The following is a 13679-nucleotide window of genomic DNA, read 5'->3' as shown; positions in this document are numbered from 1 at the left end:
CCATGGAAGGCGTGCCACAGGACCCGGTGCACCACGCGGAAGGCGACGTCTCCGTGCACACGCGGATGGCGTGCGAGGCGCTGGTCGCGTTGCCGGAGTGGCGAGCCCGTCCGGAAGCGGAGCGCGTGCGGTTGTTCGCGACGGTGCTGCTGCACGACGTGGCCAAGCCGTTCCGCACCCAGGTCGATGGCGGCCGCGTCACCGCGCACGGCCACTCCCGCGCCGGAGACCTGCTGGTGCGCAAGCTGTTGTGGGAGATGGGCCGCCCGATCGAGTGGCGTGAGCACGTCGCCGCGCTGGTGCGCCACCACCAGGTGCCGTTCTGGGCGCTGGAACGACCCGACCTCGACCCGATCGCGTTCCGGGTGAGCCTGCTCGCGCGCAACGACGACCTGGCGACGCTCGCCCGCGCCGACATCCTCGGCCGGATCTGCGGCGACGCCGAGCCGGTGCTGGAGAACATCGCGCTGTTCGAGGAGTACTGTCGCGAACGGGACTGCCTGGACCGGCCGCGTGCCTTCGCCTCCGACCACGCCCGCTTCCAGTACTTCCGCACGCCCGGCCGTGACCCGGCGTACGCCGCCTACGACGACACGCGCGTCGAGGTGACGGTGCTGTCAGGCCTGCCCGGTGTGGGCAAGGACCACTGGATCGCCCGGCACCGGCCGGGCTGGCCGGTGGTGAGCCTCGACGCGGTGCGCTCCCGGCTCGGCGTCGCCCCGGACGGTGACCAACGCGCGGTCGCGGCCGCGGCGTTCGACGAGGCCCGGACGTTGCTGAGGGCGGGGCAGCGGTTCGTCTGGAACGCGACGAACATCTCCCGGCAGTTGCGTGACCGGTGCATCGGGCTCGCCGCGGACTACCGCGCGCGGATCACCCTCGTCGGCCTCGAAGCACCGGCGAACGTGATCCACGCGCGCAACCGCGCTCGTCCGGAACCGGTGCCGGCCGTCGTGATCGACCGCCTCGTCGGCAGGTGGGAGGCCGTCGACCCCACCGAGGCGCACGTCGTCGAACGCGTGGACACCGCCTGAACACTCGTCACGGCTGACGGCGGTGTTCGCCGTGGTGGCCGATGGCGCGGACCAGCCAGAGGGTTCCGGCGGCGGCGACGACCAGGACGGCGATGCCGCTGAGGAAGGCGACGTTCACGGGAGACTCCTCGGACCCGTCCGGCGGGCTGGGGTTCGGCCTCGGCTGCGCGACGGCCGGGGCGTCGGTCATCTGCAGCGAGGTCGACTTCACCAGGCCGGTGCCCTCCAGCAGCTGCATGTGCTTGAGCAGGAGGGTCAGGCCGGTCTGCGCGGCGATGCGGGCGGGGACGTTGCTGGTCGTCGCGCGGGCCTGGGCGACCTGCACGATGAGCGAGCCGTCGGCGGCACGCGACAGGTTCGCGTACATGCGGTCGAGCTCGTCACCCGAGCTGGACGAGATGGCGTTCGCCCACGACCTCTGCTCTGTCGTCGGTTCGACCGGCAGGTCCACGTCGATCTGCCTCGCGGCCTCCGCCACCGCCTGGGAGAGCTGGGTGTGTTCGGCGGCGAGCTGACCGGCGACCTTGCGGACCTTCGCGTCGCGCGCCCGGTCGGAGCTCTCGCGGCTGGCCGGCTTCTGCCAGAGCGAGTGCTGGGTGAGCAGGACGAGCAGTTCCCGGTCGGACGGTTCCACGTTCTGACCGACTCGGACCGCGTTCACCTGTGCTTTGGCCGTCACCAGTTCGAGTGCGGAAGGGTCGACGAGACCGGTGTTCTCCAGGACGGTCATCGTGCGGATCAGCATGTGAACCGTCTGGTGGGCGAGTGAGCGAATCGTGGTGTTCTGGGTCGTGGCCCGTGTTTGCGTGGACATCAGAAGAAGGCCGCCCTGCGTCTGGCGGACGATCGTCGCATAAGCGCGGTCGTGGTTGTCACCGGTGCGCCCGGACATATCGTCGATCAGTGACTGGTGTTCACCGCTCACGTCGTTCGGCAGCACGACGCCGAGATCACCGGCGCATTTGAGGAGGTCGACGTCGAGTCGTGAGTGGCCCTCGAATATGTCGCGTCCGGCGTTGCTGATCCCCGCATTAGTCGTGCGTGCCGGAACCTCTTTGCTCACCGGTACCAGCCAGGAGTCGGCCTGGCGCAGAGATACCAGGAAGGAGCGGTCCGAGGGTGATACCTCCGCTGACTGCGCATTCGCCGGGATCGCACCGAATAAAACCCCCAGGAATACCACCGACAACGTGATGAACAGCGCGGCCTGCTGTCCCGACGTGCCCAAACGGTGACGCATAGTGCCCGTTCCCTCCCCCGCGATCGAGCTGCCTTCGAAAGTGATACGCGCAGGTGAAGCTGGGGTTCACTGAGGCGTTCGTGTGACACTGTGACGTGTGTCACGTCATTATTCGCGAACCATTCGCGGGTGATTTACGTACCCGAGAAGTTTTCGTGTTCGCGGGGTAGCCTCGGGTGGATTTCACGATCGGCCACCGAGTCGCCAGGTCTGCCGCCCGAAGCGAACACGTCGCCGAAATCTGGGGAGGTCGCGAGCTTCATGGTTGACCAGGGCAACGTCGCACGGGACCGGCAGGACGATGAATTGCTCACGCTGCTCTACGGGCAGTTCCAGCGGACGTTGTTCTCCCAGGTCCTGAGCCTGACCAACTACGACCGCCAGTGGACGGAAGACGTCGTTCAGGAGACTTTGATCAGAGCCTGGCAGAACTCAGCGCATCTCGTTCGTGAACCGGGGATGTTGCGCGGCTGGCTTTGTACTGTCGCTCGTCGCATTGTGATCGACGGATGGCGCAGCCGGCAGGCGCGTCCACAGGAAGTCGAATTGCTCCGGCCGGACATCGCCGAATCCCCGGACGGCACCGAAGAGACACTTTCGGTGATGGTGATTACCGACGCAGTACGCCAATTGAGTGATGAGCATCGTTCGGCTGTTTATGAAACGTATGTGATGGGCCGGACGGTGAGGGAGGCCGCGCTCGTTCTGGGTGTACCGGAAGGAACCGTCAAGTCCCGGCTGTACAAGGCGATGCACACGATCCGCCGGGCGCTGCAGGACAGGAGCTAGCGTGATGGTGATCCGTCAACCACATCACGACCACCCGGAAGACGACGACGGAGACCGCGCGGGACTGTGCGGTGATGTCGCGGCTTACGCGCTCGGAGTGCTGGACCCCGACCAGCACGTGACCTTCTCCCGGCACCTAGCCGGGTGCGAGAGCTGCCGTCGCGACGCCGCCGACTTCGGCGCGTTCACGCCGGCGTTGCGGCCGGTGCTGCGCGATGGCGTCCGTCCACCGTGCCGCGTCACGCGCGGCATCGTGGTCGTCGCGGCAGGCGTCGTCGTGGCCATCGCCGCGGTGCTGTCCGTGGTGGAGTCGCTGTCCTCGCACGTCGACGATCCCGCGGAGCGTGGCGCTCTCACGCACGCGCAGCCCGCTCACGACGAACCGTTCCCGCTGCTCAGGAGCGTCTGAACCCTGGCGGGGGACGGCGAGCAGGCAGGCGAGGCGGAACCATCCGCGCACCAGCCCGGCGAAGGTCATCGCTCGTCCCCGCTCACCACTGCGACCAGCTCGCAGTTCCGTTGACCGTTACCTGTGGGTAAGTTTGCCCGACCACGCGGCGCGGGTCTCTACGGTCGCCACCGAAGGAAGACCGGAACCTGCGACCCGCGGTCCTCTCGGTACCGAAGGCAGGAGCGGACAGAGGTGACATCTCCACTGCTCGGCCGGGACGCGGAGCTCTCGGCACTCCGGCGCTTGCTGGACGACGCGCTTGCGGGAACCGGCTCTTGCGTGGTCATCACCGGTGAGTTCGGCATCGGCAAGACGGCGCTGCTCGACGCGTTCGCCGCCGACGCCCGCGAACGCGGCTTCACCGTCCGCCTGGCCAAGAGCGCCCGTCTGGAAAGCCACCTCCCCGGCGCGGTGGTGCGCCAGCTCGCGCCGTGCCTGGCCGACGAACACGACCTCGAAGAGCTCTGCACGCGCGCCGCGAACTCCGCGCGCAAGAGCCCGATCCTCATGGTCATCGACGACGTGCAGGTCGCCGACACGTTCTCCAAGCGCGCACTCGCCTACCTGCGCCCACGGCTTCAGAACCTGCCGGTCGTCATCGCACTCGGCGCGTCACCGAGATACCTGGCCACGGACGAGGTGACGCTGCCCGAGATCACGGGCGCCCACCCGACGCGCATCGACCTGGCCGGACTCGACGTCGACGCCATCGCGCAGCTGACCGACCGCGACCCGCGGCGCTGCCACGAGCTCACCGGCGGCAACCCCTACCTGCTGCACGCCCTGCTGCGCGAGGAGGGCGAGGGCTCGGCCGCGGTCGGCGAGATGATCGGCATGCGGCTGCGCGAGTACCCCGGCGCCGCCGAGGTCGCCCGTTCCGCCGCGGTGCTGGGCGGCGACGCGGGACTCGAACTGCTGTCCTCGCTCACCGGTTTCGACGCGCTGCCCGCCGTCGACACGCTCGTCCGCCTCGGCGTGCTCGCCGACACCGACCCGTTGACGTTCCGGCATCCGTTCGTGCGCAACAGCATCCTCGCCGACATGCCGGTCGCGGTCCGTTCCGCCGCCCACGGCCGCGCGGCCCGGCTGCTGTTCGAAGCGGACGCTCCCGGCCACCACGTCGCCGACCACGTCCTGAAAGCGCGGTCCGTCCGCTTGCCGTGGGCCGTCGGCCTGCTGCGGGAAGCCGGCGGCGTCGAGCACCTGGAACGCGCGCTCGAGGAACACCTGTCCGAAGAGGACCGTCTCTCGATCGAGGTCGAACTCGGTCACGTGGAGCACCTCGCCGACCGCTCGCGGGGCCGTGACCGCGTCCGCGACGCGCTGGCCCGTTGCGAGGACCCGCACCTCGCGGCGAACGTGGCGTTGTCGTTGATCCAACGGATGTGCACCGGCTCGGACGCCTACTTCGCCGCGTCCATCGCGATCCTCGTCATCGCCCGGCTCCTGCCCGAGGACCGCGACCTGGTCTGGAACATCGTCTGCACCACCTACCTTCTCGCCGCGAACCGCGACACGCAGATGGCGAACTGCGCGGGCAAGTACTACGACGACCTCATCCGCGACGTCCCGAAGGACCCGAAGCTGCAACGGGTGCGGTCGGCGTTGCTCGCGATCGGCAACGCCCGCGGCGGCGACTCGTCCGCCGAAGCCGTCGAGCACGCGCTCCAGGCGCTCGACGGGGAGTACGTCGACCTCTTCGCCGAGCCGTACCTGTTCACGTTCCTGCTGCCCGTGCTCGCCGACGACCCGCGGCACAGCAGCAAGTACTGGCTTTCGCTGAGCAGCGCGGGTGTTTCGCACGACCCGCACCTGCGCCGCGGGATGCTCAGCATGATCGCCCGCGGCACCGAGTTCCACAGCGGAGGCGACCTCGCCCGCGCCTACACGTTCCTGTCGTCGCCGGTGAAGACGGGCGGCGGGGACTGCCCCGCCGTGCTGCTGGCCACGGCCGAGCTCGCCGAGGTGTGCGTTGAGCTCGGGCAGTTCGACGAGGCCGCCCCGCTCGTCGCCGAGGACGGCGACTTGTTGCAGCACATCAACATCAGGTACGCCCGCGGCCGTCTCAAGCTCGCCTCCTGCCACTCGGAGGGAGCGCTGGAAGACCTGCTGGAGGTCGGCCGGCGGCTCGCGGCACGCGAGATGCCCAACCCCGCGCTCATCCCGTGGCGTCACCACGCCGTGCGCGCCCATCTGGCGCAGGGCAACCGCGACGACGCCGCCCGGCTCGCCCACGAGGAGCTCGACCTGGCCAAGCGGTGGGGGTCCACGAGAGTCGTCGGGACCGCCCTGATGAGCGTCGGCATCAGCACCGACGACGTCGACGTCCTCGCCGAGGCGGAACAGCTCCTCGCCTCGTCACCGCACCGCCTGCTGCACGCCCAGTCGTCGTACTGGCTCGGCCACCACCTGCGCCGCAAGGGCCGCGCCGACGCGGCCGCCACGCACCTGCGGCAGGCGTTCGAACTGGCACGCCACCTCCGCGCGCACCCGCTGGCCAAGCTCGCGGGCGACGAGGTCAACGGCGAGGACGAACAGGTGCAGGGCCTCACCAAGCAGGAGAACCGCGTCGCCCGGATGGCGGTGCAGGGGCTGACGAACCGGCAGATCGCCGAAACCCTGCACCTGACCCGCCGCACGGTGGAACTGCACCTGTCGAGCGCCTACCGCAAGCTTGGCATCAACGGCCGCGCCGAGCTCGTCGCCGCCCTGTGGTCCTGATCCGTCAGCGGTCCTGATCCGTCAGCCGAGCCGGGAGGCCTCGCGGGCAAGCGCCTCGACGCGGTCCCAGTCGCCGGCCTGGAGGGCGTCCTTGGGAGCGAGCCACGAACCGCCGACGCACCCGACGTTGGGCAGCGCGAGGTAGTTCGGGGCGGTCTGCGGGGTGATGCCCCCGGTCGGGCAGAACCGCACGTGCGGAACCGGCCCGCCGATCGACTTCAGGTAGTCGACCCCGCCCGCCGCCTCGGCCGGGAAGAACTTCAGCGCGTCCAGCCCGCGCTCGGCCAGCCGCAGCACCTCGGACACCGTCGCCGCGCCCGGCAGGTACGGCAGCCCGGTCGCGTCGGCGGCGTCGAGGACCCGGTCGGTCGTGCCGGGCGTGACGAGGAACGCCGCCCCGGCCTTCGCGGCCTGCTCGGCGTGCTCCGGCGCCGTGACGGTGCCCGCGCCGATCACGATCTCCGGGACCTCGCGCGCCACGTTCTCGATCGCGGCGAGCGCGGCCGGGGTGCGCAGCGTGAGCTCGATGACGCGGACGCCACCGCGCAACAGCGCCTGGGCGAGCGGCACCGCGTGGTCGGCGTCGTCGACCACGACGACGGGGATGACGGGCGACAGCGCGAGCAGGTCCGCCCCAGTGGTCACCCGAAGATTGTCACCGTTGGTCACGAGAGCACTCCTTGCACATCTTTGAGATCGAGAACCGATATATCGCACACCGTCTCACGCCTGCGCCGCCACCACCCGGATGCAAAAGACGTTTGCGGACGACCGCAAAAGACTCGTTGCAAAGGTCGGCGGGACGGGCTGGCGGAGGACGGCGTCTCGGGCGTCACCGCCCCTTTGCAATGACACGTTTGTCGTGGACGTCAAAAGACTCGTTGCTAAGGGGCAGGTCAGCGGTGGTCGTGGAACCAATATATTGGCGCGCTGCCGACCCGATCAGTGGTGCGTGACCGGGGCGAAGTGGTCGGCGGTGATGGGGCCGAACACCGTCGCGCCGCGGTCGGCGGGCCCGACGGTGCGGCGCAGGGCGGCGAACAGCTCGCGTCCCGTGCCCGCCCACTCGTGGCTGGACGGCGGGAAGTCGACCAGCGGCCGTGACGCCAGCTCCTCCGCGGACACCCGGACCTCCAGCGTCCCGGCGGTGGCGTCCAGGCGGACGACGTCGCCGTCGCGGACCCGGCCGAGCGGGCCGCCCACGGCGGCCTCCGGGGTGAGCTGGATGGCGGCCGGGATCTTGCCCGAGGCGCCGGACATGCGGCCGTCGGTCACCAGGGCGACCTTGAAGCCGCGGTCCATCAGCACGCCCAGCGGAGGCGTCAGCTTGTGGAGCTCGGGCATGCCGTTGGCCTGCGGGCCTTGCTGGCGGACGACGACGACCACGTCACGGTCGAGCTCGCCCGCCTTGAAGGCCTCCTGGAACGCCTCCTGCGTCGTGAACACGCGGGCAGGGGCCTCGACGACGTGGTTCTCCGAGGCCACCGCCGACACCTTGATGACCGCGCGGCCCAGGTTGCCCGAGAGCATGCGCAGGCCGCCGTCGGAGGCGAACGGGTCCGTGGCGGGGCGCAGGACGTCGGTGTCGAGCGAGCGGCCGGGGCCGTCGACCCAGACCAGCTCGCCGTCGGCCAGCACCGGCTCCTGGCGGTAGCGGTCCAGGCCGTGGCCGACGACGGTGTTGACGTCGGCGTGCAGCAGACCGGAGTCCAGCAGGGTGCCGACGACGAACTGGACGCCGCCCGCTGCCTGGAAGTGGTTGATGTCGGCACTGCCGTTCGGGTAGACCCGCGCGATCAGCGGCACGATCGCCGACAGGTCCGAGAAGTCGTCCCAGCTCAGCTCGATGCCCGCGGCGGCGGCGATGGCCACCAGGTGCATCGTGTGGTTCGTGGAGCCGCCCGTGGCCAGCAGTGCGACGACGCCGTTGACCACGGCCTTCTCGTCGACGATGTGCGCGATCGGGGTGTAGCCCTCGCCCTTGGCCATCTCGACGGCGCGGCGGCCCGCGTACTCCGTCAGGGCGCGGCGCAGACCGGTGCCCGGCGGGACGAACGAGGCGCCCGGCAGGTGCAGGCCCATGACCTCGACGACCATCTGGTTCGAGTTCGCGGTGCCGTAGAACGTGCAGGTGCCGGGGGAGTGGTACGAGGCGGCCTCGGCCTCCAGCAGGTCGTCGCGAGACGCCTTGCCCTCCGCGTACAGCTGGCGGACGCGGGCCTTCTCCTTGTTCGACAGACCCGACGACATCGGGCCCGCCGGCACCAGGATCGACGGCAGGTGACCGAACGACAGCGCGCCGATCAGCAGGCCCGGCACGATCTTGTCGCACACGCCCAGCAGCACGGCGGCGTCGAACATCTCGTGCGACAGCGCCACGCCGGTCGACATCGCGATGACGTCGCGGCTGAACAGCGACAGCTCCATGCCGTCGCGGCCCTGGGTGATGCCGTCGCACATCGCGGGCACGCCGCCCGCGAACTGGGACACGCCGCCGACCGCGCGGACCGCGTCCTTGATCCAGGCGGGGTACTCCTGCAGCGGCTGGTGGGCCGACAGCATGTCGTTGTAGGACGACACGATCGCGACGTTGGACTTGCGCAGCGCTCGCAGCGCCGCCTTGTCGCCGCCGGTGATCCCGGCGAAGCCGTGCGCCAGGTTGCTGCACGCGAAGCCGGACCGGGACGTGCCGTCCTGCGCGGCCGCGGCCACTCGTTCGAGGTACACGCGGCGGGAGTCCGCGCTGCGGGCGGCGATCCTGCGTGTCACCTCTGTCAGGACGGGGTGCAGTTCGGTCATGGTGGTCTCCGGGTCATCACGGGCCGTGGTGGGGCCCTTACGAGACGACAACAGTGGCGTCCCACGGACGGGCGTGACGCCACACACAGTAAGTCATGGCTGGTCGTAGACACAAAAACGATTCAGTAGCTGGGAGGAATCCAGTTTTGAATCTTGGCGTGTGCTCCTTGTCACATCGCTTGAGATTGGGCAGAGTGCGGGGCACGACCTTGGAACGGAGGTGTCCCATGAACTCCACGGAGATCGTCGAGCTGCGCCGGGTCATCGGTCAGATGCGGCACGCCGTCAGCAACCTGCGCGCCAGGTATGGCGACGTCGCGGCAGTCCAGCGCCTGGCCAACGACGTCGAGCGCATGGACATCGACGCCACCGAACTCGTCGACCTCAGCACCCCGAGGCAGCGGGAAGCGCCTCGGCTCGAACGCGAGGTCGTGGTCGTGCCCGACACGCCCTACGACGAGTCGTTGTGGAAGGACGCGGACGACGAAGGACTCGGTGGCTACCGCAACCGGACCTGATCCGAGCTGATCACACGGCCCCCGCCTGACGCGGGGGCCGTATGCGTTCCTCCACAACGACGTGGACCCCCAGAAAGGTGACCGATGGCGAGGGCACAGATCGCCGCCAGGACTCTGCGCACGGACCGGTGGTGGTTGCCGCCGCTGACGACCTTCGTCGGCCTGCTGCTCATCTCGATCTACGCGGCGTTCCGCACGTTCCAGGGGGACTACTACTGGGTCGACCAGTACCACTACCTCACACCGATGTACTCGCCGTGCCTCACGGAGGAGTGCGTTCCCGCCGCTTCGCACTTCGGCCAGTGGTTCCCGGCGCTGCCCGGCTTCCTGACCCCGCCGGTGATCATCATCCCGTTCCTGCTGGGGTTCCGGATCACCTGCTACTACTACCGCAAGGCCTACTACCGCGCGGCCTGGGCGTCCCCGCCCGCGTGCGCCGTGGCCGAGCCGCACGGCAAGTACACCGGTGAGACCCGGTTCCCGCTCATCGCGCAGAACCTGCACCGCTACTTCTTCTACGCGGCCTCGATCCTGTTGCTGGTCAACATCTACGACGCGGTCTCCGCGTTCAGCACCGGCCTCGGGCTCGGCAACATCGTGCTGCTGGTCAACGTCGGCCTGCTCGGCGCGTACACGTTGTCGTGCCACTCGTGCCGCCACATCGCGGGCGGGCGCCTCAAGCACTTCTCCAAGCACCCGGTCCGGTACTGGGCGTGGACCCAGATCTCGAAGCTCAACAACCGGCACATGCAGCTCGCCTGGGCCTCGCTGATCTTCGTCTGCCTCACGGACCTGTACGTCGCGCTGGTCGCCTCGGGAACGATCTCCGACCTCCGCTTCATCAACTAAGGAGTGGTTTTGCCCGAGCTGGAAAGGCACTCGTTCGACGTTCTCGTGATCGGCGCGGGTGGCGCCGGTCTGCGAGCCGCGATCGAGGCCCGTGAGCACGGCCTGCGCACCGCCGTTCTCTGCAAGTCGTTGTTCGGCAAGGCCCACACCGTCATGGCCGAGGGCGGCATCGCCGCCGCCATGGGCAACGCGAACGAGAGCGACAACTGGCAGGTGCACTTCCGCGACACCATGCGCGGCGGCAAGTTCCTCAACAACTGGCGCATGGCCGAGCTGCACGCACAGGAAGCGCCGCAACGGGTCTGGGAGCTGGAGACCTACGGCGCGCTGTTCGACCGCACCAAGGACGGCCGCATCTCGCAGCGCAACTTCGGCGGCCACGAGTACCCGCGCCTCGCGCACGTCGGCGACCGCACCGGCCTCGAGCTGATCCGCACGCTGCAGCAGAAGATCGTGTCGTTGCAGCAGGAGGACTTCCAGGAGTTCGGCGACTACGAGGCACGCCTGCGGGTGTTCCAGGAGTTCACCGTCACCGAGCTGGCCAAGGACGGCGACAGGATCGCTGGCGCGTTCGGCTACTGGCGCGAGTCCGGCCGCTTCGTGCAGTTCGAGGCACCGGCGGTGATCCTCGCGACCGGCGGCATCGGCAAGTCGTTCAAGGTCACCTCGAACTCCTGGGAGTACACCGGTGACGGCCACGCGCTCGCCCTGCGCGCGGGCGCCTCGCTGATCAACATGGAGTTCATCCAGTTCCACCCCACCGGGATGGTCTGGCCGCCGTCGGTGAAGGGCATCCTCGTCACCGAGTCCGTCCGCGGTGACGGCGGCGTGCTGCGCAACTCCGACGGCAAGCGGTTCATGTTCGACTACATCCCCGAGGTGTTCAAGGACAAGTACGCCGACAACGAGGAGGAAGCCGACCGCTGGTACACCGACCAGGCGAACAACCGGCGCCCACCGGAGCTGCTGCCGCGTGACGAGGTCGCGCGAGCGATCAACTCCGAGGTGAAGGCGGAGCGGGGGTCACCGCACGGCGGCGTCTTCCTCGACGTGTCGACGCGTCTGCCCGCCGAGGAGATCCGGCGCCGGCTGCCGTCCATGCACCACCAGTTCAAGGAACTGGCCGATGTGGACATCACCGCGCAGCCGATGGAGGTCGGCCCGACCTGTCACTACGTGATGGGGGGCGTCGAGGTCGACCCGGACACCGGATCCTCCTCCGTGCCAGGGCTCTTCGCCGCCGGTGAGGTCTCCGGCGGCATGCACGGCTCGAACCGGCTGGGCGGCAACTCGTTGTCGGACCTGCTCGTGTTCGGGCGCAGGGCCGGTGCGGGAGCGGCGGAGTACGTGCGGGGGATGACCGAACGCCCGGTGGTCGCCGAGGACGCCGTCGCCGAGGCACGGGCGACCGCGCTCGCGCCGTTCCAGCAGGAGGGCGGCGAGAACCCGTACACCCTGCACATGGAGCTGCAGCAGTCCATGAACGACCTCGTCGGCATCATCCGGCGCGCGGGCGAGATGGAAGAGGCGTTGCAGCGCCTGGAGAAGCTCAAGGAACGGGCGCGGGCGCTCACGGTCGAGGGGCACCAGCAGTTCAACCCCGGCTGGCACCTCGCCCTGGACCTGCGCAACATGCTGCTCGTGTCGGAGTGCGTGGCGAAGGCGGCGTTGCTGCGCACCGAGTCCCGCGGCGGGCACACCCGCGACGACCACCCGTCGATGGACTCCGAATGGCGCCGGAAGCTGCTGGTGTGCACGGCGTCCGGCGACGGCGCGGAGGTCTCGGAGAAACCGCAGATCCCGATCCGCCACGACCTGCTGGACCTGTTCGACCGCACCGAGCTGGAGAAGTACCTCACCGCGGAGGAGTTGTCTTGAGCTACCAGGGGAAGTTCCGGGTGTGGCGCGGTGACGACTCCGGAGGCGGGCTGGAGGACTTCACCGTCGAGGTCAACGAGGGCGAGGTCGTCCTCGACATCATCCACCGGCTGCAGGCCACGCAGGCACCGGACCTCGCCGTGCGGTGGAACTGCAAGGCGGGCAAGTGCGGCTCGTGCTCGGCGGAGATCAACGGACGCCCGCGCCTGCTGTGCATGACCCGGATGTCGATCTTCGAGGAGGCGGACACGATCACGGTCACGCCGATGCGGACGTTCCCGATCATCCGCGACCTCGTGACCGACGTGTCCTTCAACTACACCAAGGCGCGCGAGGTCCCGTCGTTCGCGCCGCCGAAGGACCTGGCGCCGGGCGAGTACCGGATGCAGCAGGTCGACGTCGAGCGCTCGCAGGAGTTCCGCAAGTGCATCGAGTGCTTCCTGTGCCAGAACACCTGCCACGTGGTGCGTGACCACGAGGAGAACAAGGAGGCGTTCTCCGGGCCGCGGTTCCTCATGCGGGTCGCGGAGCTGGAGATGCACCCGCTCGACACCGCGGACCGCGTCGACCAGGCGCAGGAGCAGCACGGGCTCGGGCTCTGCAACATCACCAAGTGCTGCAGCGAGGTGTGCCCCGAGCACATCCACATCACCGACAACGCGCTCATCCCCATGAAGGAGCGCGTCGCCGACCGCAAGTACGACCCGATCGTCTGGCTCGGCAACAAGCTGTTCAGGCGGTCCTAGCGACGAGCTGCGGGATGACCAGCCCGGACTCGTAGGCCATCACCACGGCCTGCGCCCGGCTGGTCAGCCGCAGCTTCGTCATCACACGGTTGAGGTGGGTCTTCACCGTGCCCTCGGTGACGGTCAGCTCGGCCGCGATGGCGGCGTTCGTCAGCCCCGTGCCGACGAGCCGCAGCACCTCGCGTTCGCGGCCGGTCAGCTCTTCCAGGCCCACCGGGCCCCACAGCGACACCGCCGTGTCGCCCCTCAGGTACGCCGCCACGAGCCTGCGCATGACGGTGGGGCCGAACTGCATCTCACCGGACGCGACGGCGGTGATGGCGGCGATCAGCCTGGCCGGTTCCGCCTCCTTCAGCACGAACCCCGCGGCACCCAGGCGCAGCGCCTCGTGCACGTACTCGTCCAGGTCGAACGTCGTCAGGATCAGCAACCGTGCCGGTGCCGCGGCGCGCTTGAGCGCGGTGAGGCCGGGCAGGCGGATGTCCACCAGGACCACGTCCGGCCTCGACGACTCCGCTACCAGCGCGGCGGTGCCGGAGTCCGCGGCCTCGCCGGCGACGGTCAGGCCCGGTGCAGCGTTCAGCAACGCGACCAGGCCCGCGCGGAACAGCGGCTGGTCGTCGACTACGAGCACGCGCGTCACAACGCCCCTCT

General features: G+C 69.3%; 12 protein-coding genes. 8 read left to right on the top strand and 4 right to left on the bottom strand.

The window, feature by feature from the left end; all coding sequences use genetic code 11:
- Positions 1–2: 2 nt before the first annotated feature.
- A complete protein-coding gene (locus tag VM306_RS35920; protein WP_325522966.1) occupies positions 3–1034 on the top strand; it encodes an AAA family ATPase in 1032 nt (343 codons plus the stop codon).
- A gap of 7 nt (positions 1035–1041) precedes the next feature.
- Here VM306_RS35920 and VM306_RS35915 read toward each other — a convergent pair whose 3' ends face one another.
- A complete protein-coding gene (locus VM306_RS35915) occupies positions 1042–2274 on the bottom strand; it encodes a DUF4142 domain-containing protein (protein WP_325522964.1) in 1233 nt (410 codons plus the stop codon).
- A gap of 261 nt (positions 2275–2535) precedes the next feature.
- Here VM306_RS35915 and VM306_RS35910 point away from each other — a divergent pair, with 261 nt between their 5' ends.
- The 3 genes from VM306_RS35910 to VM306_RS35900 all read left to right on the top strand — a co-directional run bounded on the left by VM306_RS35910 (position 2536) and on the right by VM306_RS35900 (position 6235).
- A complete protein-coding gene (locus VM306_RS35910; RefSeq protein ID WP_325522962.1) occupies positions 2536–3063 on the top strand; it encodes a sigma-70 family RNA polymerase sigma factor in 528 nt (175 codons plus the stop codon).
- Between the two features lie 4 nt (positions 3064–3067).
- A complete protein-coding gene (locus VM306_RS35905) occupies positions 3068–3472 on the top strand; it encodes a zf-HC2 domain-containing protein (RefSeq protein WP_325523000.1) in 405 nt (134 codons plus the stop codon).
- Positions 3473–3706: 234 nt separating this feature from the next.
- Positions 3707–6235 carry a BREX system ATP-binding domain-containing protein gene (locus VM306_RS35900; protein ID WP_325522960.1) on the top strand — a complete coding sequence of 843 codons (2529 nt, stop codon included), beginning with the start codon at positions 3707–3709 and terminating at the stop codon, positions 6233–6235.
- A gap of 21 nt (positions 6236–6256) precedes the next feature.
- Here VM306_RS35900 and eda read toward each other — a convergent pair whose 3' ends face one another.
- Together eda and edd are read right to left on the bottom strand one after the other, a co-directional pair.
- Positions 6257–6880, bottom strand: a complete 624-nt coding sequence (eda, locus tag VM306_RS35895) for a bifunctional 4-hydroxy-2-oxoglutarate aldolase/2-dehydro-3-deoxy-phosphogluconate aldolase (RefSeq protein ID WP_325522958.1) — start codon at positions 6878–6880, stop codon at positions 6257–6259.
- A gap of 297 nt (positions 6881–7177) precedes the next feature.
- Entirely contained in the window at positions 7178–9034 is a 1857-nt protein-coding gene (gene edd / locus VM306_RS35890; protein ID WP_325522956.1) for a phosphogluconate dehydratase, read from the bottom strand.
- Positions 9035–9261: 227 nt separating this feature from the next.
- On the opposite strand from edd, the gene VM306_RS35885 reads away from it, so the two are divergent.
- The 4 genes from VM306_RS35885 to VM306_RS35870 all read left to right on the top strand — a co-directional run bounded on the left by VM306_RS35885 (position 9262) and on the right by VM306_RS35870 (position 13025).
- Positions 9262–9552 carry a hypothetical protein gene (locus tag VM306_RS35885; protein WP_325522955.1) on the top strand — a complete coding sequence of 97 codons (291 nt, stop codon included), beginning with the start codon at positions 9262–9264 and terminating at the stop codon, positions 9550–9552.
- 84 nt (positions 9553–9636) lie between these two features.
- The gene (locus tag VM306_RS35880) at positions 9637–10401 is read left to right on the top strand and encodes a hypothetical protein (RefSeq protein WP_325522953.1); all 765 of its coding nucleotides are present in this window, start codon (positions 9637–9639) and stop codon (positions 10399–10401) included.
- 9 nt (positions 10402–10410) lie between these two features.
- Complete coding sequence (locus VM306_RS35875; protein WP_325522951.1) at positions 10411–12279, top strand: fumarate reductase/succinate dehydrogenase flavoprotein subunit; 1869 nt, start codon at positions 10411–10413, stop codon at positions 12277–12279.
- Positions 12276–13025, top strand: a complete 750-nt coding sequence (locus VM306_RS35870) for a succinate dehydrogenase/fumarate reductase iron-sulfur subunit (RefSeq protein WP_325522949.1) — start codon at positions 12276–12278, stop codon at positions 13023–13025. The genes VM306_RS35875 and VM306_RS35870 overlap by 4 nt, the downstream gene beginning before the upstream one ends.
- Here the strand turns inward: VM306_RS35870 and VM306_RS35865 are convergent.
- Positions 13012–13668 (bottom strand): response regulator transcription factor, encoded by a 657-nt coding sequence (locus VM306_RS35865; protein WP_325522947.1) that lies wholly within the window; start codon positions 13666–13668, stop codon positions 13012–13014. The two genes, VM306_RS35870 and VM306_RS35865, sit on opposite strands and share 14 nt — an antisense overlap.
- Between the last annotated feature and the right edge of the window lie 11 nt (positions 13669–13679).

Source organism: Lentzea sp., assembly GCF_035525475.1.
Lineage (GTDB): Bacteria > Actinomycetota > Actinomycetes > Mycobacteriales > Pseudonocardiaceae > Lentzea.
Note: the sequence above shows the minus strand (reverse complement) of the source record. Positions and strands in the feature narration are given on the sequence as shown.